General features: G+C 74.5%; 26 protein-coding genes. 14 read left to right on the forward strand and 12 right to left on the reverse strand.

What is annotated here, in order from left to right:
- Nucleotides 1-12: 12 nt before the first annotated feature.
- The 4 genes from GA0074704_RS06550 to GA0074704_RS06565 all read right to left on the reverse strand — a co-directional run bounded on the left by GA0074704_RS06550 (nt 13) and on the right by GA0074704_RS06565 (nt 3,105).
- Nucleotides 13-738: a hypothetical protein gene (locus tag GA0074704_RS06550; RefSeq protein WP_157743615.1), complete on the reverse strand. Its 726-nt coding sequence runs from the start codon at nt 736-738 to the stop codon at nt 13-15.
- 39 nt (nt 739-777) lie between these two features.
- Nucleotides 778-1,185 (reverse strand): CoA-binding protein, encoded by a 408-nt coding sequence (locus GA0074704_RS06555; protein WP_088969663.1) that lies wholly within the window; start codon nt 1,183-1,185, stop codon nt 778-780.
- Nucleotides 1,186-1,291: 106 nt separating this feature from the next.
- On the reverse strand, nt 1,292-2,029 hold the full coding sequence (locus tag GA0074704_RS06560; RefSeq protein ID WP_088969664.1) for a hypothetical protein: 738 nt from the start codon (nt 2,027-2,029) through the stop codon (nt 1,292-1,294).
- Nucleotides 2,030-2,055: 26 nt separating this feature from the next.
- Nucleotides 2,056-3,105 (reverse strand): Rv2578c family radical SAM protein, encoded by a 1,050-nt coding sequence (locus tag GA0074704_RS06565; RefSeq protein ID WP_088973498.1) that lies wholly within the window; start codon nt 3,103-3,105, stop codon nt 2,056-2,058.
- 92 nt (nt 3,106-3,197) lie between these two features.
- Here GA0074704_RS06565 and GA0074704_RS06570 point away from each other — a divergent pair, with 92 nt between their 5' ends.
- Complete coding sequence (locus GA0074704_RS06570; RefSeq protein WP_088969665.1) at nt 3,198-3,614, forward strand: thiol-disulfide oxidoreductase DCC family protein; 417 nt, start codon at nt 3,198-3,200, stop codon at nt 3,612-3,614.
- A 4-nt stretch (nt 3,615-3,618) separates the two neighbouring features.
- Here the strand turns inward: GA0074704_RS06570 and GA0074704_RS06575 are convergent, their stop codons facing one another.
- From GA0074704_RS06575 to trxA, 3 genes are all read right to left on the reverse strand, one after another.
- On the reverse strand, nt 3,619-4,515 hold the full coding sequence (locus GA0074704_RS06575) for an HTTM domain-containing protein (protein ID WP_157743815.1): 897 nt from the start codon (nt 4,513-4,515) through the stop codon (nt 3,619-3,621).
- Nucleotides 4,516-4,520: 5 nt separating this feature from the next.
- The gene (locus GA0074704_RS06580) at nt 4,521-4,958 is read right to left on the reverse strand and encodes a hypothetical protein (protein ID WP_088969666.1); all 438 of its coding nucleotides are present in this window, start codon (nt 4,956-4,958) and stop codon (nt 4,521-4,523) included.
- A gap of 152 nt (nt 4,959-5,110) precedes the next feature.
- Nucleotides 5,111-5,473 (reverse strand): thioredoxin, encoded by a 363-nt coding sequence (trxA, locus tag GA0074704_RS06585; protein WP_088969667.1) that lies wholly within the window; start codon nt 5,471-5,473, stop codon nt 5,111-5,113.
- 550 nt (nt 5,474-6,023) lie between these two features.
- Here trxA and GA0074704_RS06590 point away from each other — a divergent pair.
- From GA0074704_RS06590 to GA0074704_RS06635, 11 genes are all read left to right on the forward strand, one after another.
- Complete coding sequence (locus tag GA0074704_RS06590; protein ID WP_088969668.1) at nt 6,024-6,539, forward strand: MaoC family dehydratase; 516 nt, start codon at nt 6,024-6,026, stop codon at nt 6,537-6,539.
- Between the two features lie 79 nt (nt 6,540-6,618).
- Nucleotides 6,619-7,131: a hypothetical protein gene (locus tag GA0074704_RS06595; RefSeq protein ID WP_172880454.1), complete on the forward strand. Its 513-nt coding sequence runs from the start codon at nt 6,619-6,621 to the stop codon at nt 7,129-7,131.
- Nucleotides 7,132-7,177: 46 nt separating this feature from the next.
- Complete coding sequence (locus tag GA0074704_RS06600; RefSeq protein ID WP_088969670.1) at nt 7,178-7,801, forward strand: TrmH family RNA methyltransferase; 624 nt, start codon at nt 7,178-7,180, stop codon at nt 7,799-7,801.
- A gap of 68 nt (nt 7,802-7,869) precedes the next feature.
- On the forward strand, nt 7,870-8,559 hold the full coding sequence (locus tag GA0074704_RS06605) for a DUF6758 family protein (RefSeq protein WP_331716646.1): 690 nt from the start codon (nt 7,870-7,872) through the stop codon (nt 8,557-8,559).
- A 118-nt stretch (nt 8,560-8,677) separates the two neighbouring features.
- The gene (locus GA0074704_RS29020; protein ID WP_007455302.1) at nt 8,678-8,836 is read left to right on the forward strand and encodes a hypothetical protein; all 159 of its coding nucleotides are present in this window, start codon (nt 8,678-8,680) and stop codon (nt 8,834-8,836) included.
- A gap of 6 nt (nt 8,837-8,842) precedes the next feature.
- Nucleotides 8,843-9,700, forward strand: a complete 858-nt coding sequence (locus GA0074704_RS06610) for a PH domain-containing protein (RefSeq protein WP_088969672.1) — start codon at nt 8,843-8,845, stop codon at nt 9,698-9,700.
- Nucleotides 9,701-9,802: 102 nt separating this feature from the next.
- Nucleotides 9,803-10,564, forward strand: a complete 762-nt coding sequence (locus tag GA0074704_RS06615) for a SigE family RNA polymerase sigma factor (RefSeq protein ID WP_172880457.1) — start codon at nt 9,803-9,805, stop codon at nt 10,562-10,564.
- Nucleotides 10,561-11,832 carry a hypothetical protein gene (locus GA0074704_RS06620; protein ID WP_088969674.1) on the forward strand — a complete coding sequence of 424 codons (1,272 nt, stop codon included), beginning with the start codon at nt 10,561-10,563 and terminating at the stop codon, nt 11,830-11,832. Before GA0074704_RS06615 ends, GA0074704_RS06620 begins: the two co-directional genes overlap by 4 nt.
- 33 nt (nt 11,833-11,865) lie before the next feature.
- Nucleotides 11,866-12,747, forward strand: coding sequence for a PHP domain-containing protein (locus GA0074704_RS06625; protein ID WP_088969675.1), 882 nt, complete (start codon nt 11,866-11,868; stop codon nt 12,745-12,747).
- 32 nt (nt 12,748-12,779) lie between these two features.
- Nucleotides 12,780-13,394, forward strand: a complete 615-nt coding sequence (locus GA0074704_RS06630) for a MarC family protein (RefSeq protein WP_088969676.1) — start codon at nt 12,780-12,782, stop codon at nt 13,392-13,394.
- Nucleotides 13,395-13,560: 166 nt separating this feature from the next.
- Nucleotides 13,561-14,391: a RecB family exonuclease gene (locus tag GA0074704_RS06635; RefSeq protein ID WP_088969677.1), complete on the forward strand. Its 831-nt coding sequence runs from the start codon at nt 13,561-13,563 to the stop codon at nt 14,389-14,391.
- 4 nt (nt 14,392-14,395) lie between these two features.
- Here GA0074704_RS06635 and GA0074704_RS06640 read toward each other — a convergent pair whose 3' ends face one another.
- Both GA0074704_RS06640 and GA0074704_RS06645 read right to left on the reverse strand, forming a co-directional pair.
- Complete coding sequence (locus tag GA0074704_RS06640; protein WP_088969678.1) at nt 14,396-15,253, reverse strand: oxygenase MpaB family protein; 858 nt, start codon at nt 15,251-15,253, stop codon at nt 14,396-14,398.
- Nucleotides 15,254-15,292: 39 nt separating this feature from the next.
- The gene (locus GA0074704_RS06645) at nt 15,293-15,721 is read right to left on the reverse strand and encodes a Fur family transcriptional regulator (RefSeq protein WP_088969679.1); all 429 of its coding nucleotides are present in this window, start codon (nt 15,719-15,721) and stop codon (nt 15,293-15,295) included.
- A gap of 190 nt (nt 15,722-15,911) precedes the next feature.
- Here GA0074704_RS06645 and GA0074704_RS06650 point away from each other — a divergent pair, with 190 nt between their 5' ends.
- Nucleotides 15,912-16,394, forward strand: coding sequence for a DUF2231 domain-containing protein (locus GA0074704_RS06650; RefSeq protein WP_088973499.1), 483 nt, complete (start codon nt 15,912-15,914; stop codon nt 16,392-16,394).
- Nucleotides 16,395-16,445: 51 nt separating this feature from the next.
- Here GA0074704_RS06650 and GA0074704_RS06655 read toward each other — a convergent pair whose 3' ends face one another.
- Nucleotides 16,446-16,853, reverse strand: coding sequence for a hypothetical protein (locus GA0074704_RS06655; protein ID WP_088969680.1), 408 nt, complete (start codon nt 16,851-16,853; stop codon nt 16,446-16,448).
- A gap of 83 nt (nt 16,854-16,936) precedes the next feature.
- On the opposite strand from GA0074704_RS06655, the gene GA0074704_RS06660 reads away from it, so the two are divergent.
- The gene (locus GA0074704_RS06660; protein ID WP_088969681.1) at nt 16,937-17,116 is read left to right on the forward strand and encodes a hypothetical protein; all 180 of its coding nucleotides are present in this window, start codon (nt 16,937-16,939) and stop codon (nt 17,114-17,116) included.
- 16 nt (nt 17,117-17,132) lie between these two features.
- Here the strand turns inward: GA0074704_RS06660 and GA0074704_RS29345 are convergent, their stop codons facing one another.
- Nucleotides 17,133-17,813: a flagellar biosynthesis protein FlgA gene (locus tag GA0074704_RS29345; protein WP_231926774.1), complete on the reverse strand. Its 681-nt coding sequence runs from the start codon at nt 17,811-17,813 to the stop codon at nt 17,133-17,135.
- Nucleotides 17,814-18,104: 291 nt separating this feature from the next.
- Entirely contained in the window at nt 18,105-18,464 is a 360-nt protein-coding gene (locus GA0074704_RS06675; protein ID WP_088969682.1) for an FmdB family zinc ribbon protein, read from the reverse strand.
- Nucleotides 18,465-18,474: the final 10 nt, after the last annotated feature.

Genomic DNA, 18,474 nt, shown 5'->3' on the forward strand with positions numbered 1-18,474 from the left:
GGGCCAACCAGCTCATCCGCCGAGCACGGCCACCAGCCGGTCCCGCTCCCCGGGGCTGCCGATCGCCGCCCGGTGCTCCGGATGCGCCCGGTAGTGCCGGATCGCGGCGGCCAGGAAGCTCGGCGACACGTCCAGGTCCCCGATCCACAGCCGCAGATCACCGCGCTCCCGACGCCGCCCGTCAACCAGTTCCGGGCGGCCGAGGAAGAGCCGGAGCCGGCCGTCGCCGTCGACGGCGTGAATCGGCATCGTCGGGTCCAGCGCCACCCACGGCACGAACAGCGGGCGCCGCTGCCAGCCCTGCCAGCCGATGCCAGCGGGGGTCAACGCGAGTCGTGCCGCCCGCCGCCAGGTGCCCGCGCCCACGTACCCCATGGCGGCGAGCGCCGCCGCGGTCAGCAGCCACGCCGGCACGTCCCGCTCCCACCGCCCCTCGTACTGGGCGAGCTGGGCCGGAAGCCAGCCGACGATGACCAGGGCAGCGAGCGGCACACCCCGGCCCGGCGCGTATGCCTCTGCCGCGTCGTCCCCGACCCGTAGCCCGCGCTGCCCGGGCCAGCGGAACAGTCCGTATGCCAGCACACCGACCGGCAGGAGCATCGCCACGAACACCAGCGTCGCGCCGAGCGGGCCGGCCGGCTGCCACCGCACCACCAGCCCGGCGAGGACGCCGACCACCACCGCCAGCACCACCGCGACCCGCTGCCGGCGCAGCGCCCGGTCCGCCGTCCTCCGCACCCCCGGCACGGTACGCACACCGCGCCAGCCGGGCCGGCCTCAGCCGAGCCGGGTCAGTCCGCCGGCCGCCCGCTCGACGATCAGGCAGCGGTCTTCGACGTAGTCGATGCCGGCCTCCTCGGCGATCCGCCGCGCCCCGGCCGAGACGATGCCCAGTTGCAGCCAGACCGCGGGCGCGCCGATGGCCACCGCCTGCCGGACCACGTCGACGGCGTCGGCCGCAGGCCGGAACACGTCCACCAGGTCCACCGGGTGCGGGATGTCCGCCAGCGTCGGGTACGCCTGCTCGCCGAAGAGTTCGTCGACCGTCGGGTTCACCGGGATGATCCGCCAGCCGTAGCGCTGCATCTCCAACGGCACCCGGTGCGCGGCCTTGCCCGGGTCGCGGGACGCGCCCACGACGGCGATCACGGCGGAGTCGGCGAGGATCTGACGAGCGGTACGCATCCGCCGAGCGTAACCGCGCCACCCGGCCCGCGCGCCCCGGCGGGAGGTCCGTGCCGCCGCCCCGTTCCCCGCCCCGCGAGGGCCGGCCGGCCTCGGGCAGTGGCGGTCAGGCCGGCCCGTCGAGCCGTTGCCGCAGCCGGGCCAGCTCCCCCGTGGTGCCGATGGCCGACCGGTCCTCGGGATGGGTCACGTAGTGGCGCAGCACCGCCGCGAGCCGCGCCGGAGCCAGGTCCAGCTCGGCGGTGCCGACCTGATCTCGGGTCCGCCCCCAGCCCCGGCCGCGGAGCAGTTCCGGCCGCACGATCGGCAGCGAGATCGCGCCGACGCGTCGAGGTGAGGGCGTGCCCACTCGGCCGGCCGGGTCCACCGCTGCCCACGGCACGAAGACCTCCCGTTCCAGGTGCCGGTGGGTGATCCCGTCCGGGGTCAGTTCGACGCCGGGCGCCCGTCGCCAGCAGCCCACCGCGATCCCCAGGGCGAAGATCCCGAACAGCACCGCGAAGGCCAGCGACGTCCGGTCACGCGGGGCGTCGAACGCGCTGCCGACCGCCTGGTACGCGGCGTAGCCGGCCCAGACCGGCGCGAGCCCGACACCGGGGCGCGGCGGGACGTAGAAGGCCCGCTCCTGCTCGTCGACCCGAAGCTCGCCCCGACCGGGTCGCCGCCAGACGACCCACAGAATCGCACCGGCGAACAGGAGCACCGGCAGTGGACCCAGCAGGCCGGCCGAGCCGCCTAGGGCCTCTTCCCGATGGGCCAGCAGGGCGGCGGCCCCGCCCAGCAGGAGAGCTACCACGATCCGGATCCGTTGCCGCCGCCGCGCCGCCGCGATGCTCTCCGCCATGCCGGCACAGTAGACGGACCGTGCGCTCACAGCAGGGTGAGCTGCTCACTCGGCGCGGGCGCCGGGGTCGGCTCGGGGAGACGGCGGTTGTCGCCGACCTCGCCCCGGTGCAGGCCGTGCCGGCGGGCCGCGATCCGCACCCGCGCGGTCAGCTCCCGCTGGTACGCCTGCGGCGCGTACGCCCCGGCCCGGTAGAGCTCGCGGTAGCGGGGGACCAGGTGCGGGAACTCCCGGGCCAGCCAGTGCGCGTACCACTCGCGGGCGCCGGGGCGCAGGTGCAGCGCCATGGGCGTCACGCTGGCCGCGCCGGCCGCCGCGATCGCCGAGACGGTGGCGTCGATCGACTCGTCGTGGTCGCTGAGCCCGGGCAGGATCGGGGCCATCAGCACGCCCACCTCGAAGCCGGCGTCGACCAGCGTGCGGACGGCGTCCAGCCGGCGTCGGGGGCTCGGGGTGCCGGGCTCGACCGAGCGCCAGAGCGCCTCGTCGACGAAGCCCACCGAGAAGGAGAGCCCGACCCGGGTCACCTCGGCGGCCTGGCGCAGCAGCGGCAGGTCCCGCAGGATCAGCGTGCCCTTGGTGAGGATCGAGAACGGGTTGGCGAAGTCGCGCAGCGCCTCGATGATCGGCGGCATCAGCCGGTAGCGCCCCTCGGCGCGCTGGTAGCAGTCCACGTTGGTGCCCATGGCGACGTGCGCGCCCCGCCAGCGCGGCGCGGCCAGCTCGCGGCGGACCAGCTCACCGGCGTTGACCTTGACGATCACCTTCCGGTCGAAGTCGTCCCCGGCGTTCAGGTCGAGATAGGTGTGAGTATTTCTCGCGAAACAATATTTACAAGCATGGATGCATCCCCGGTACGGGTTGATCGTCCACTGGAACGGGACCTGCGACTCGCCCGGCACCCGGTTGATGATCGACTTGGCGCGTACCTCGTAGAAGGTCATCCCGGCGAAGCCGGGGGTGTCGAAGGTGCGCGTGACGGCGCCGGGCAGCGCCAGCGGCAGGGGTGGCGTCGCTGGCGCTGACCCGTCGGGATGCCCCTCGTCCGGGGGAGCGGAGAGGTTCTCCCAGCGCATGGCCATCATTCGAACACGTGTACGAGCGGCGCGCAAGTGACGCGCCGGACACCGGCCCCCGGAGCGCGGGCGGCGGGTGGAGGATTGGGGGCATGGAGACGTCCACCTTCGTCTACGACGGCGACTGCGCCTTCTGCAGCCGCTGCGCCGAGTTCATCGAGCGCCGCATCCCCACCGGCGCCCGGGTGCTGCCCTGGCAGTTCGCCGACCTGGCCGCGCTCGGCCTGACCGAGGCGGAGTGCGAGGAGGCGGTGCAGTGGGTCGGCGCGGACGGCTCCCGCGCCGCCGGCCCGGACGCCATCGCCAAGCTGCTGGGCGACAGCGCCCCGGTGTGGCGGGCCGCCGGCCTCGGGTTGCGGTTCCCGCCGGTCCGGGCGGCGGCGTGGCCCGCGTACCGCTGGGTGGCCCGCAACCGGCACCGCCTGCCCGGCGGCACCGCCGCCTGCTCGCTGCCCCAGGAGGCTCGGGAGCGGTTGTACGGCCCGACCGGCCGGCCCGCCGACTCCTGACCGCTCAGGGGGCCGCGGGATCCGCCGTCGGCACCAGCCGCTCCGGTGCGTCGTCGACGGGCGGCCCGGGATCGTCGTGGACCGGTCGCCGGCCGCGCAGCCAGGTCACCGGGCGGACCCGCTCCAGCGGCAGGAAGCTGGTCATCGCGGCCAGGTGCGGGGCGAACGAGATGGTGATGGTGGCCATGGTGACGGCGTGGAACGAGTAGAAGAAGCCGACCATGGCCAGCCGCCAGCGTTCGGGCAGCAGGAAGACCACCGGGCTGAGCAGCTCGAACGCCACGATGCCGAACTGGGCGACGATCAGCAGGTAGGGCACCTGGGCAATCAGGTCGGCGAGGTCGGTGCCGCGCCGGATGATCGCCCGGGCGAGCACCGAGCCGGTGACCCAGTCGATCCCGCCGAAACGCAGCTTCGCCCAGGCCGCGAGGAAGTACGTGCAGATGACGGCGATCTGGGTGACCCGCAGGGCCCAGCCGCCGGCCTCGCTGCGGGTCGGGTCGCCGTGCCGGGCCCGGCCGACGGTGGCCAGCGCGGCGAGCGCCACCAGCAGGCCGACCCGGTCGTGGTCGACCTTGCCGTAGCTCATCGCGATGAGCATCCACTCGAAGTAGAGCGCGAAGACGGTCCAGCCGAGCAGTCGGGGGGCGCGGCCGGTGGCGGCGAGCAGGCTGAGCGCCAGCAGCGCCCAGAAGACCGCCGTGACCCCGGCGGTGGTCGGGGTGGGCAGGTGCAGCAGACGACCGACGAGCAGCGGCCGGTAGAGATCGCCGGGCACGTCGGCGCGGGTGCGTACCCAGGGGGTGAAGACCACCAGGTCGGCCGCGACGAAGAGGTGGATCAGGGTACGGAAGGCGGCGACCCGGCCGAGCGGGACCGGCTCGGTCAGCCAGCGGGCGATCCGGCTCACCGGACCTCCCAGCTGACCACCGTCTGGTCGGTGCGCCGGCCGGTTGGGCGGCCGTCGTGGATGCCGTGCCAGCGGATCACGATGCGTACCTCGGCCAGCGGCGGGGCGTCCGGGTGCCGCTCGGCGTACGCGTCGGCGACCTGGCGCAGCAGGGTCGGGTCGGTGGTGTAGCGGCTCTGCTGCCCCTCGATCTCGGCCCGGCGGATGCCGGTGGCGGACTGGTCCAGCTCGATCACCCGCCCGGTCCGGTCGACGCCCTCCACCCGGGTGTCCGGGGCGGGCTCGTTCGGCGGGTTGCTGGTCGCGTACATCCGGAACGGGCCGAACGGGAAATCGTCGTCGGCCCCCCAGAGGGTGCCGGCCAGCAGCAGGGCCAGGCAGAGAGCGGTGGCGCCCAGCCGCATCCGACGACCGCCGCTGGTCAAGGTCTCCATCGGCTCGTGACGATACGGGAAGACGGGCCGCAAAGGGGTCCTATCGTCGTCCACTCGTCGCTGTCCGTGTCGGCAGTCCCTGAGGCCGCACGAAGACGGCGCCGGCCGGACCCCGCGCAGGGGTCCGGCCGGCGCCGGATGTTCCGGGCCGATCAGTGGCTGTGGTCGGCCAGCTTCTTGCGTACGTCGTCCATGTCGAGCGCCTCGACCTGCTCGATCAGGTTCTCCAGGGCCGACTCGGGCAGGGCGCCCGGCTGCGCGAAGACGATCACGCCGTCCCGGATCGCCATGATCGTGGGGATCGAGCGGATGTCGAACTTCGCGCCCAACGCCTGCTGGGCCTCGGTGTCGACCTTGCCGAAGACGATCTCCGGGTGCTTCTCCGAGGAGCGCTCGTAGACCGGGGCGAACCGCTTGCACGGGCCGCACCAGTCGGCCCAGAAGTCGACCAGGACGATGCCCTCGCCCTCGGTCACCTCGTCGAAGTTGGCCGTGGTCAGCTCAACGGTAGCCATTGCAATCTCCGATCACCGCGTATCACCTACGTCCCGTGGAACCAGGTCCGGTCTCCGGGAATTCCCGGTGCGGGAGAGGCGAAACGCCGGCCGGCGGGTGCGGCCCCCGGATCGCCGGACATTCAGGATCTTCGGTGCCTTGGCTCCCTGCCGTTCGCAAGTGCACGACGCACTTGCGTGACCAGCCGTGATGGGAGCGTTTCCAAGGAGATCCACCCGGAATCCGGCTACGAATCGGTAACTTCGGGGTTGACGAGGGCCGATCCCACCTGCGGAGATCGCTCAGCCGGAAAGATCAAACAACGCAGAGTAGTGTTACAAAAAGATAAATGTGATGTCTGTCTCTGTCGTCGTCGTCCACCCGTACGGCAGAATCTTCGACATCAGAGCGTGGGCGGCGGGTGCCGGGGAGGGCCCCGCCGCTCATTGCGTCTCCCCCCGGTTTTCCCCGGTGTGACTTTTCCGCACGGCCACCGACCCCGGCGTCGACCCGCCGACCGGTAGTGCATGCTGTGCCGAACTCCATTGCCGCCCGTCGAAGGGGACAAGGATGCAGTTCGGCCGCTACTACGAGGAGTTCGAGGTCGGCGCGGTCTACCGGCACTGGCCCGGCAAGACCGTCACCGAGTACGACGACCACCTCTTCTGCCTGCTCACCATGAACCACCACCCGCTGCACATGGACGCGCACTACGCCGAGTCGGCGAGCCAGTTCAAGCGCAACGTCGTGGTGGGCAACTACATCTACTCCCTGCTCCTCGGCATGTCCGTGCCGGACGTCAGCGGCAAGGCGATCGCGAACCTGGAGATCGAGTCCCTCCGGCACGTCGCGCCGACCTTCCACGGCGACACGATCTACGGCGAGACCACCGTGCTGGACAAGCGCGAGTCCGCCTCCAAGCCGGACCGCGGCGTGGTGGCGGTCGAGACCCGCGGCTACAACCAGGACGGCACGCTGGTCTGCGTCTTCCGCCGCAAGGTGATGGTCCCCAAGCGGGAGTACGCCGCCGCGGCCGTCGCCGAGGGCGTCGACCCCGAGCGGCCCAGCTTCCCCGAGCCGCGCTGACGCCGTACCCCGTGCCGAAAGGGCCCCGGTTCCGCCACGTTCCGGCGGGGACGGGGCCCTTTTCGGCATCTGCGGGCATATGCTGACGCCGGAGGTTGCCATGAGCCACTCCCTCGCCGGAGAGCCGCCCTCTGCCGGTCGCCGTGCCGCACCGCTGACCACCGCCGTCTACTCCGCCGCCGAGTGGGAGCTGCTGACCAGCCTGCCCGGACGGGTGCTGGTGGCCGCCGCCGCGCCCGGCCCCGGCCGGCCCCACCGGGGAGTCGCCGCCGGCCTCGCCGGCCTGGACGCCGTGGCCGCCGGCCGGGCCTTCGACAGCGACCTCGTCCGGGCCGTGGTCGCCGCCATCTACGCCCGCCACGACGGGGCCCAGCCGTCGACCGCCCGCCTCGCCGACCTGGTGGACCTGCTGGCCGCCTGCCGGGCGACCGTACGCGTGCTCAGCCGCCGGGCCGACCCGGCCGACTCGGCCGCGTACCGGCAGTGGGTGGAGTCGGTGGCCGCCCGCGTCTGCCGCGCCGCCGACGGGACGCCGAGCCCCGCCGACCGACGCTTCCTCGACCGGCTCGGGGTGGCGCTGGGTCTGCGCTGAGCCCCGGCGCCGGCGCCGGCCGTCCGGCCCGTACGCTCTGGAAACCGTGACCGACGACCAGCTCGACGTGGGGGTGGGGCCGTGGCCCGGCGACCCGCCGGACGACCCGCGGTACGACCCGGAGCTGCTCGCCGACGGTGACCGGCGCAACGTGGTCGACCGGTACCGCTACTGGCGGCGCGAGGCCGTGGTGGCCGACCTGGACCTCCGCCGGCACGACTTCCACGTGGCGATCGAGAACTGGCAGCACGACTTCAACATCGGCACGGTGGTCCGCAACGCCAACGCCTTCCTCGCCGCCGAGGTCCACGTGGTCGGCCGGCGGCGGTGGAACCGGCGCGGGGCGATGGTGACCGACCGCTACCAGCACGTGCGGCACCACCCGACGATCGAGGAGTTCGTCGACTGGGCGGCCGGCGAGCGGCTGCCGGTGGTCGGCATCGACAACCTGCCCGGCTCCAGACCGCTGGAGAGCAGCACCCTGCCCCGGCGTTGCGTGCTGCTCTTCGGCCAGGAGGGGCCGGGACTGTCCGAACCGGCCCGGGCGGCCTGCACCGAGCTCTTCTCGATCGCCCAGTACGGCTCCACCCGGTCGATCAACGCCGGGGTGGCCAGCGGCATCGCCATGCACGCCTGGATCCGCGCGTACGCCGGTCCGCCGCCCGCCTGACCCGCCCGGCCGGGTGTCCCGGGCGCGCTCGGCTTGACGTGCCGGCGGCCCGGGGTGACGGTGGAGTGGTGAGTGTCACGACGAGTTGTCCCAGGTGCGGTGGCGCGGTCCGGCCACCCGACCTGATGAACAGTGGCTCGCGCTGCCCGCGGTGCGGACCGGTGGCCCCGTTGCACGTCCCCGAGCACATCAACGCGGAGATCGTGACCAGCGTGGTGGATCGGCTCACCGGCGTGGCGGAGGGCCCCCGGCCACCGCTGTGGTGCCCCTGGCCGCTGCCGCCGGGCTGGACCATGACCGGGGTGGCCTGGGCCGGCGACGAGAATTCCGAGGTGCGCGCCACGGCCGTGGCCTGTGCCGGCCCGGCCCCGCTCGGCGGCGGCCCGGCCGATCTGGTCTTCGTCGCCGAGGAGCCGGGCGTGGGTCTCGGCAACCGCTTCGCCGGGGTGCCCGGCCCGGATCCGGGACCGGAGTTGGCCGAGGCGTTGGCCGAGCCCGGCCGGGGCCATCCGGAGCGGGTGGCGCACGCCAAGATCCGGGTCGCCGGCCATCCGACTCCACTGTGGTTGGTTAATTCTTCGACAGATCGAAGTGCGTACGCCGGCGAGGCTCGGGGAATGTGGCTCCATGCGATAGCCTGGCCGGCGAGTGCGGGTCACCTCCTCGCGGAAGAAGTCGTGCTGCACGACCTCGCCGAGTGGACTCCGCCCGAACTCGTGTACGGCGCGCCATCTCCGTACCTGCACGGTCAGGCCTGACGGCCCGGCCGGGCGAGTTGGAGACCGGTGCGCGGATATTCACTCTACGACACGATCCTGATACTCTGGGTGCCGCTGCGGTAAACGGACCCGGCGCCGCGCGAGAGGATGGCCCGCCATGGTCAAGAAGGTCCTCACCTGGGCCGGAATCGCTTTCTTGATCTTCTTCGTCGCCTATCGGCCCAACTCGGCGGCGGACGTGTTCAAGTCCCTCGGGGGCGGCATCATGGACATCGCTCAGGGCTTCGGCGACTTCTTCACCAGTCTCGTCGCCTAGCCGCCGATGGGAAGCCCCTCCGGTCCGCCCTTCGATCCCGACGACCCCGACTGGGCGCGCCGGGACACCGAACCCATCCCGCGGCACCGGCCCGACGACGGGCCGGGCTACGGATCCGGTGCGGGGCTGTCCGATGGTCCCTCCCTTTCGGACGACATCGGCTACGGTCCAGGTCCGGGCTACGCCGGCGAGGGGCGGGCCTGGGCGCGTGACCCGGACGAGCCGCCGGTCATCTCCGAGGAGGAGCTGTCCGGCCTGCGGGTGGACGCCTCCGGCATGCCGCTCGGCCCCCGCCGGGTGCTGCCCCTGGAGGACGAGCCCAGCTCGCTGGTGGCCCGCTACCTCTTCCCCACCGAGCGCTACCGGGGCGAGTGGAAGCGCCACTGGATCCATCTCTCCACACCGCTGCTGATCGGCGTCGCCGCGACGTTCGTCCTCGGCTACCTCTCCGGCTTCCTCGCCGGCCGGGACGTCGGGGCGCTCACCACCATCGCGGTGCTGCTCTGGTTCGCGGTGATGGGCTGGGTCGCCTGGCGGGTCGCCGACTGGTGGTACGACCGCTTCATCCTGACCAACAAACGGGTGATGGTCGTCAACGGCATCGTCACCCGCCGGGTCGCCATGATGCCGCTGGTCCGGGTCACCGACATGAAGTACGAGCAGACCCCGACCGGTCGTGCGCTCAACTACGGCACCTTCGTGCTGGAGTCCGCCGGCCAGGAGCAGGCCCTGCGCGAGATCAAGAATCTGCCCAACCCCAACGAGCTCTACCTGCGCGTCGTCGAGGAGATGTACGAGCCGCAGGCGGTCGAGGCGCGGTTGGGCAAGGAGGCGGACGAGGCCAAGGCAGACGACGGGGCGTGAAACTTTCCGACCGAACATCGTCGGAAGCTCGCACCATTTGCCCTCGACCCGACCCGCCCGGCCATGGCAACCTGCCAGGCAGGACGGGGCGAGGAGGTACCGGTGGCTGCCAGGGATCCCCTGGAGGAGGAGTTCCGTGAGTTCGTCGCGGCGCGCTCCGCCGCCCTGCTGCGCACCGCGTACCTGCTCGCCGGGGACTGGGCCACCGCCGAGGACCTGCTCCAGACGGCGCTCACCAAGACCTACCTGGCGTGGAAGCGGCTCGGTGGGATCGAGGCGATCGAGCCGTACGCCCGGCGGGTCCTGGTCAACACGTCGACGAGCTGGTGGCGCCGGCGCTGGCACGGTGAGCGTCCGACCGAGGTGCTGCCCGAGCGGGCCGGGACCGACGAGATCGAGCAGCAGCTCGACCGGGACGTCCTGTGGCGGCACCTGAGCGCCCTGCCCGCCCGCCAGCGGGCGGTGCTGGTGCTGCGCTTCTACGAGGACCTGTCCGAGGCGCAGACCGCGGCCCTGCTGGAGATCTCCCCGGGCACGGTGAAGAGTCAGACCTCCCGCGCCCTCGGCACGTTGCGCCGCCGGCTCGGCGAGGCCGCCGCCGCGGAGCTGACCGAGCGGGAACCGGCCGCCCCGGCCCGGCCGGCCCCGCGTACCCCCGGGCGGCCCGCGCACCGACCCGCCCGGCCGGCCGCCGCCACGCCCACGGCGCCGGTCTCGCCCCCGACCGCGCCGGCCGGGCCCGCGACCCGGCCGGCCGCCCCGGGCGAGCCGGCCAGCGAGGCGGCCACGGCCGGCGGGCCGGCCCGTGTCACCGCCCTGGCCGGTGGCACGTCGACCGCCGCGTCCGGCCGGGAGGCCCGGTGAGCGCCGTCCGCCCGCCGGCCGACAACCGGACGGGCCGGCCGGAGCGTCCTACCGCCGTGGGGCAGGACGAGCTGGAGCGCGCGCTGCGGGAGATGCTCTCCCGGCAGGCGGACGGGCGGCCGGCTCCGGTGCTCGCCGACCCGGCCGACCGGGTCATCCGCCGGGTCGGCCGGAGCCGCCGCCGGCGGGCAGCCGCCGGCACCGCTGCCGCCGCCGTGGTCACCGCGCTCGCCACCGCCGCCCTCGGCCACTTCGGCGGCCCGACCGGCGGGACGGCCGGGCCGGTCGTGGTGGTGGTCGACCCGGACGCCACCGGAGCACCCGCCGGCCCCGTCGACCCGCCCACCGGTGGGCCGGTCCGCGCCGAGGTCGACCTGATCGTCGGCGCCACGCTGACCTCCAGCAACGGCCAGCGGGTGGATTTGACCGGCGTCGGGCCGGTGGACCGGGCCCAGCGGGTGGCCGGCGCCGACGGCTGGCTGGTGGTCGGCCCCGAGACGGTGGCCGGCCGGACGCTCTGGTCGGTGCGGCCGGGAACGGCCCCCCGGGTGCTGCTGGCCGGCGCGCGGGCGATCGCCCTCTCGCCCGACGGGGGGCAGGTTGCCTGGCGTGACGGCCGCGAACTGGTGGCCGCCGGGATCGTCGGCGGTCAACTGGTGGCGACGATCCGCGTCCCGGCGCCGGCCCGCGCCGTCCCCACCGGTTTCCTGGGGGCCACGGTCGTGGTCCGCCCCGACACGCTCCGCCCCGGGTACGCGCTGTGGCGGCCCGGAACCGGCCCGCTGCCGTCCGGCACCGACCGCGGCACCACCGCCGTCTACGGGGTGGGACCCGGTGGCCAACTGGTCGCGCAGGTCCTCGCCGGCCAGCCCCGGCGCGCCTGCCTGGCGCTGCTGGACACGGCCCACCACCTCACCCCGACCCGCACCGACTGCGCCGTCACGGTCAGCGACGACGGCCGGGGTGCGGTGTCCCCCGACGGTCGTTGGCTGCTGCTCAACGGCCGGACGGCCGGTGACGTCGGCGACCAGGCGCTGCTGGTGGACCTGACCGGTCTGGGCTCGGCGCCCGTCCGCCCCGCCGGCCCACCGCTGACCGCCGACGCCTCCTGGGTGTCGCCCACCTCCACCGTGTACGTCGACGGCGCCGGTGGACTGGTCCGGGTCCGGGTCGACCGGGTGCTCGCCGGGGAGCGGGCCACCGGCGACGCGGTCACCGGGGTGACGCCGGGCAGCCGACCCGTGGTGGTGACCGGCGCCGCCCGCTGAACCTGCCGCCGGTCGTCCCGGTAGCGTCGGGCGATGACCCCGCCAACCGTGCCGGCCGGCGCCCGGATCGACCTGCACGCGCACTCGACCGCCAGCGACGGCACCCTCACCCCCGCCGAGCTGGTACGCGCCGCCGCCGAGGCGGGGCTGGACGTCGTCGCGATCACCGACCACGACACCACGTCCGGGTGGGACGCGGCGGTCCGGGCGTTGCCCCCCGGCCTGTCCCTGGTCCGCGGCGCGGAACTCTCCTGCCGGTGGCACGGGGTGGAGCCGGCCCTGCCGCTGCACCTGCTGGCGTACCTGTTCGATCCGGCGGAGCCGGAGCTGGTCGCCGAGCTGGCCCGGGTCCGGCAGGCCCGACGGGAGCGGGGCGAGCGGATCGTCCGGCTGCTCCAGGCCGACGGGATCGACGTGAGCTGGACGGAGATCCTCACCGGCGCGGCCGGCGGGACGGTGGGCCGCCCGCACATCGCCGCGGCGCTGATCCGCGCTGGCCTGGTCGCCACCACCACCGAGGCGTTCGGCCCGGACTGGCTGGGGGAGCGGTACCGGCTGCCCAAGGAGGACATCGACGTGTTCCGGGCGGTCGCCCTGGTCCGGGCGGCCGGCGGGGTGCCCGTCTTCGCCCACCCGCGGGCCTCCCGGCGCGGCCGGATCGTCCCCGACGAGCTGATCGCCGAGCTGGCGGCGGCCGGCCTGGCCGGGTTGGAGGCCGACCACGAGGACCACACTCCGGCCGAGCGGGCGCATGTCCGCGGGCTCGCCGCCGAGCTGGGCCTGCTGGTGACCGGCTCGTCGGACTTCCACGGCAGCCACAAGACCGTCCGGCTGGGCGCGCACACCACCGGGCCGCAGGCGTACGAGCGGATCGTCGCGGAGGCCGGCGGGGTGACCCCGGTCATTTCGACCTGATCCTGTCGCACCCGCGCGGCTACCGTGTCCGGGTGGATCTCAAGCTCTTCGGCGAGGTCTTCGTGACCCTGCTGGTCATCACCGACCCGCCGGGCATGATGCCCATCTTCCTCGCGCTCACCGGGCCGCTGCCCGCGCGCGACCGGAACCGGGCCGCCTGGCAGGCGGTGGCGCTGGCGCTCGGCGTGATCGTGATCTTCGCGGTGGCCGGGCAGACGCTCCTGGCGTACCTGCACGTGGACCTGCCCGCGTTGCAGGCCGCCGGTGGCCTGCTGCTGGTGCTGGTCGCCCTGGAGCTGCTCACCGGCAAGGCGGACGACCCGAGTCAGCAGGTCACCTCGAACATCGCGCTGGTGCCGCTCGGCACCCCGCTGCTCGCGGGCCCCGGCGCGATCGTCGCGACCATGCTCTTCGTCCAGCAGGCCCAGGGATTCCGCGACTTCTCGGCCATCGCCGCCGCCATCGTGGCCGTGATGGTGGCGGTCTGGATCGTGCTTCGCTTCTCCGGCGGCATCGTGAAGATCCTCCGGCCCGGCGGCATCGAGGTGCTCACCCGGATCGCCGGCCTGCTGCTCGCCGCGATCGCCGTCCAGCTCATCGCGGACGCCGTCGCCGCCTTCGTCACCCAGTACATCCGGATGGCCTGACCGCCGGCGGGCCCGGCCGGCGACTGTCGTACCGGGGTGGCAGGATCGCGGGGTGCGACGATCCTCCCCGGCCGACCGATCCTCCCCAACCGGTCGTCCCGGCACCGGTGGCCGGGCTCCCCGTCCCCGCGCCACCGACCAGCCCGAGCAGCTCGGCTTCGCGGGCATGCCGGAACGGCTCTTCGTGTGCACGCCGAGCAAGCTCGGCGCGTACGAGGACTGCCCGCGCCGCTACCGTTACTCCTACGTCGACCGGCCGGCCCCGCCCAAGGGGCCACCGTGGGCGCACAACTCCCTCGGCGCCAGCGTGCACACCGCCCTGAAGAACTGGTACGCGCTGCCCGCCGAGCGGCGCCGGCCGGAGGCGCTGCCCGCCCTGCTGCGCGGCACCTGGGTGCGCGAGGGCTACCGCGACGACGAGCAGGAACGGGCCGCCTACCGGCGGGCGCTGGGCTGGCTGGAGTCGTACGTGGCCGGCCTCGACCCGGCCGACGAACCGCTCGGCGTCGAACGGGTGGTGGCGGTCCGCACCGCGGTGCTCGCCTTCAACGGCCGGACCGACCGGATCGACTCCCGCCCCGGCCCGGACGGGCCCGAGCTGGTGATCGTCGACTACAAGACCGGCCGCACCGGGCTCGACGCCGACGACGCGCGCGGCTCCCAGGCGCTGGCGCTCTACGCGTACGCCGCCGAGCGGACGTTCCGCCGGCCGTGCCGCCGGGTCGAGCTGCACCACCTGCCCACCGGCACGGTCGCCGCCCACGACCACACCGCCGACTCGCTGGCGCGGCAGCTCGACCGGGCCGAGGCGACCGCTCGGGACATCATGGCCGCCGAACGGTCGGTCACCGACGGCGCCGACCCCGACGACGCCTTCCCCACCAGTCCGGGCCCCCGCTGCGGCTGGTGCGACTACCGGCGGGTCTGCCCCACCGGTGCCCAGACCCCGGCCAGGGAGCCCTGGGCCGCCGTCGACCGCCCGGATCCCGCCGGCTGATCCGTCAGGAGGGTGCCGTGGCGAGCCGGGCCGCGCGGGCCTTGGCGGTCTGCTGGAGGGGGCCCTCGCGGTAGCGGCGCGGGACCGCGGCCAGGGCGAGGCGGAGGGCCCGGACGCTCAGGTCGGCCGAGAGCGCGGTGGTCGGCAGGCCCAGACCGCCGTACATCCGGCGGGCCCAGGCCGGCAGCAGGCCCAGCGCGGTGCCGGCGATCCCCAGGTACGCCCACCGCGGCGGCCCCAGGTGCAGGCCGAGCTTGACCGGCCGGCTCAGCTTCCACGGGATCGGCGGGGCGGTGAGGAAGAGCGCCGTCTCGGCCGCCTCCTTCGTCATCCGCAGCTCCGGCCGGACCCGGCGGTAGTAGTCGTCCACCTCGGCGGCGGTGCCGGGCACGTCCTGCGGGTCCAGCCCGACCAGGGCGGCCGAGCGGCGCTGCTCGGTGTAGTAGCGGTCCACCTCGGCGTCGGTGAGGGCCAGCCCGGCCCGCCGGGCGGTGCTCAGGAACGACTCGACCTCGGTGACGTGCACCCAGCGCAGCAGGTCGGGCTGGTCGATCCGGAACTGCTCACCGGTGAACGGGTCGGTGGCGCGCAGCCGCGAGTGCAGCGCACGCAGCCGCCGGCCGGCCTCCTCCGCCTCGGCGGTGGTGCCGTACACGGTGGTGCCCACGTAGTTGGCGGTGCGGACCAGGCGGCCCCAGGCGTCCCGGCGGTAGTTGCTGTTCTGCGCCACCCCGGCCATCGCCCGCGGGTGCAACGCCTGGAGATAGAGCGAGCGGAGGCCGGCGACGATCAGGATCGGTTCCTCGTGCAGCTTCCACGTGACCGAACCGGGACCGAACAGGCCGAGGTCATCGGAGTCCACCGACCAAGAGTGCCACGCCGTCGGCCGGGCCGCCCCGCGTCAGTCGTCGACCGAACGCCGGGCCTGGCAGCCGGGGCAGAGCCCCCAGAAGGTCACTTCCGCCTCGTCGACCTCGAAGCCGTCCGCGCTGGACGGGTCGAGGCAGGGGGCGGCGCCCACGGCGCAGTCCACGTCGGCGATCTCGCCGCAGCTCCGGCAGACCACGTGGTGGTGGTTGTCCCCGGCCCGTGCCTCGTACCGGGCGGGGCTGCCGGCCGGTTCGATGCGCCGGGACAGGCCGGCCCGGGAGAGGGCGCCGAGCACGTCGTAGACCGCCTGGGTGGAGACGGAGTCGAGGCGTTCGCGGACCTGCCGGGTGATCTCCTCGACCTCCAGGTGCCCCCCGCCGGCCAGCACGTCGAGGACGGCGAGGCGCGGACGGGTGACCCGAAGGCCCCTCGACCGGAGCAGTTCCTCGCCGCTGGACATGGGTCAATGACAGCACGCGTCCGCCGGGGCGACAACCGAGCCAACTGGTGCGTGGCCCCCACCACACGGCCTCGCCGCGGAGTGAACCGGTCGGTCCGTTCCGGCGTGTAACGGATCGACGGAGAGCGACGGGCTGTCCCCCGTCGTACGCTGATCATCGCGCGAGCCGCGACGACTGCCGGAGGTGTCGGTGTTCAGGGAGATCAACGGGCTGCCAGGTCACATCCTGGTCGTCCATGCCGTTGTCGTGCTTGTCCCGCTGCTGGCGCTGCTCGCCGTCGCCTACGGCGTGCTGCCCCGCTGGCGGTCCCGCCTCGGGTGGGCGGTGGCCGTCCTCGCCGTGCTCGCCCCGATCTTCGCGTTCGTGGCCACCGAGTCCGGCGAGGCATTCGAGGAGGTGCTCGAGGAGCGCGGGTACCCGGCCCAGGCGCTGGAGAAGATCCACGAGCATTCCGAGTACGGCGAGAACCTGCTCTGGTTCACCGTCGGGCTGGCCGTCGCCGCGCTGGTGCTGCTGGTGCTGACCAGCAACCACCCTCGCGTGCCGCAGTTGCCCCGCTGGGCGGTGCCGGCGCTGATCGTGGTGGTGGCCGTGCTGGCGGCCTTCGCGCTGGTCTACGCGTACCTGACCGGTGACTCCGGAGCCCAGGCGGTCTGGGGCAACACGCTCTAGCTAGCCCTGCCAGCGGGCGCGGTGGCTCGGGCGCGCTGGCTCCGGTGGGGGTCAGCCGCGCAGGAACGCCCGGGAGCAGAGCAGGCAGAGCAGCAGAAGCAGCACCACCCCGGCCACCGCGCCCATTCCCCAGGTGAACCGCTGGGCCCGCTGTTCGTCGGCGTCGAGCGCGGCCATGTCCTGCGGCGGCAGCCGGCGCGGCGGTGTCCCCTGGACATGTACCGGTGGGCGCCAGCCGGGTGGCGGTGGGCTGGTCGGCGGCGGGCCGGTGTACCCGCCGGTGGCTGCTCCGCCGGTGGCTGCTCCGCCGGTGGCTGCTCCGCCGGTGGCTGCTCCGCCGGTGGCTGGTCCGCCCGGCGGGCTGGTCGGCGCCGACGTCGGGGAGTCGGGCGGGCCGGCGCCCGGTTCCGGTCGCCGCCAGTAGTCGTCGTCGGGGCTGGCGCCGCTGGGGGTCGTCACGCCGTCCGACGCTACCAACGCCGTCGTGGCGCCGCCCGCATCCACCTGTCGTGGCGGCCCCCGCTGGACTAGTCTTGCCGCTCGTGAGCAGCGAGGACCCCGGCATGCAGGCGCGCGGCGACGACGACCGCGCCGTCGACCTCAGCGACGACTTCGTGGTGCTGCCCGAGCAGACGGCCGACGACACCGACCGGGGCTGGGGCGAACGCGCCGGAGGCAACGACGACTGGCTGCTGGCCGAGCGGCCGCCGCACTGGGACTGACGGCGCGGCTGTTCCCTCATCCGCGTACCACCACGGCGAAGCGACTGCCCTCCGGCTGGCCGACGGCCCGCTGCGCCTGCCCCGGAGTGAGGGCCAGGTAGAGGGCCGACGAGCCGTCCAGCGCCGCCGCGCCCACCACGTCGAGGACCTGTGCGCCCGAGGCCAGCAGCACGGCCTCGCCGGCCCGGCCGCCGGCCGGCACGACCAGCAGGTCGACCCGGGCCCCCGGCCGGAGCACTGCGAGGGCGGCCGGCTCGGCCAGCCGCACCGGTACGCCGACCGCGCCGGACGGCAGGGGCAGCGCGCCGCCGGTGCCCGACCGGCCGGCCCCGGTGTCCGCGCCCGGCTGGCTCGCTTCGTCATCCGCGCCCGGCTGGCTCGCTCCGCCGTTCCCGCCCGGTCGGCTCGCTCCGCCCGTGCCGGGCTGGCCGGGTGCGCCGGCCGGGGTCGGCTGGCCCGGTGTGCCCGCCGAGCCGGCGGGGGCCGGTCGATCCGGGTCGGCGCCGCCGGGCGGCTGGTGCCGCGCCGCGCCGGGAGCTGTCGTCTGCGAGGGGGCCGGCGGGCAGCCGGCCGGGGTCTGCAGGACCGCCGCCGCCAGGCCGAGCAGTGCCGCCACCAGTCCGGCACGCAGCAGGGTGCTGCCCCGGGGCAGCCGGGGCCGGCGCACCGGCCGCAGTGAGCCCGCATCGTCGGCCATGGCACCCTCCCGCCCGTCGCCCGTCGATCTCCTGTGGCGGAGAGGCTAGGTCGGGGCGGACCCTCGGCGGGCGGGTCGGCGGCGACCTGTGGACAACGGGGGTGCCTGTGGACAGCCCCCCGCAGCGGCTCTCGATCTGCTACGCGGCCGAGGGCTCCACGGCGTCGCCGGGGCGGGTCCGCCGTACCTTGCGCTGGTGCCGCGAGAGGAGGGGCCGAGTTGCCGTAGACGGCGCCGAGCCCGGCCAGGGCCGGGCTCGGCGTCAGCCGGGGGTCGGCCCCGGCGGGGGCGTCAGGAGGTGGTGCTGGCGGCCGGCGCCTTGCTCGCCGAACCGCCGCCGGACGAGCCGGAGCCGCCGGACGAGCCGGTGCCGGTGCTCGACGACGAACCGGACGACGAGGACGACGAAGACGAGGAGGACGAGTCGGACTTGGTGCTGCTGCCCGAGCTGCTGCTCTTGCTCTCCGAGCCCGACGAGCGGGAGTCGGTCCGGTAGAAGCCGGAGCCCTTGAAGACGACGCCGACGGAGTTGAAGACCTTGCGCAGCCGCCCCTCGCACGCGGGGCACTCGGTCAGCGGCTCGTCGGAGAAGGACTGCACCGCCTCGAGCTGGTGGCCGCACGCGGTGCAGGCGTACTGGTACGTGGGCACGTCTTCCTCC

Source organism: Micromonospora siamensis (assembly GCF_900090305.1).
Lineage (GTDB): Bacteria > Actinomycetota > Actinomycetes > Mycobacteriales > Micromonosporaceae > Micromonospora > Micromonospora siamensis.

Coding starts and splice junctions, on each gene's coding strand:
- GA0074704_RS06555 (WP_088969663.1), bottom strand. CDS start 1,185: ATGCGTACCGCTCGTCAGATCCTCGCCGACTCCGCCGTGATCGCCGTC.
- GA0074704_RS06560 (WP_088969664.1), bottom strand. CDS start 2,029: ATGGCGGAGAGCATCGCGGCGGCGCGGCGGCGGCAACGGATCCGGATC.
- GA0074704_RS06565 (WP_088973498.1), bottom strand. CDS start 3,105: ATGCGCTGGGAGAACCTCTCCGCTCCCCCGGACGAGGGGCATCCCGAC.
- GA0074704_RS06570 (WP_088969665.1), top strand. CDS start 3,198: ATGGAGACGTCCACCTTCGTCTACGACGGCGACTGCGCCTTCTGCAGC.
- GA0074704_RS06580 (WP_088969666.1), bottom strand. CDS start 4,958: ATGGAGACCTTGACCAGCGGCGGTCGTCGGATGCGGCTGGGCGCCACC.
- trxA (WP_088969667.1), bottom strand. CDS start 5,473: ATGGCTACCGTTGAGCTGACCACGGCCAACTTCGACGAGGTGACCGAG.
- GA0074704_RS06590 (WP_088969668.1), top strand. CDS start 6,024: ATGCAGTTCGGCCGCTACTACGAGGAGTTCGAGGTCGGCGCGGTCTAC.
- GA0074704_RS06595 (WP_172880454.1), top strand. CDS start 6,619: ATGCTGACGCCGGAGGTTGCCATGAGCCACTCCCTCGCCGGAGAGCCG.
- GA0074704_RS29020 (WP_007455302.1), top strand. CDS start 8,678: ATGGTCAAGAAGGTCCTCACCTGGGCCGGAATCGCTTTCTTGATCTTC.
- GA0074704_RS06610 (WP_088969672.1), top strand. CDS start 8,843: ATGGGAAGCCCCTCCGGTCCGCCCTTCGATCCCGACGACCCCGACTGG.
- GA0074704_RS06625 (WP_088969675.1), top strand. CDS start 11,866: ATGACCCCGCCAACCGTGCCGGCCGGCGCCCGGATCGACCTGCACGCG.
- GA0074704_RS06635 (WP_088969677.1), top strand. CDS start 13,561: ATGCCGGAACGGCTCTTCGTGTGCACGCCGAGCAAGCTCGGCGCGTAC.
- GA0074704_RS06645 (WP_088969679.1), bottom strand. CDS start 15,721: ATGTCCAGCGGCGAGGAACTGCTCCGGTCGAGGGGCCTTCGGGTCACC.
- GA0074704_RS29345 (WP_231926774.1), bottom strand. CDS start 17,813: ATGGCCGACGATGCGGGCTCACTGCGGCCGGTGCGCCGGCCCCGGCTG.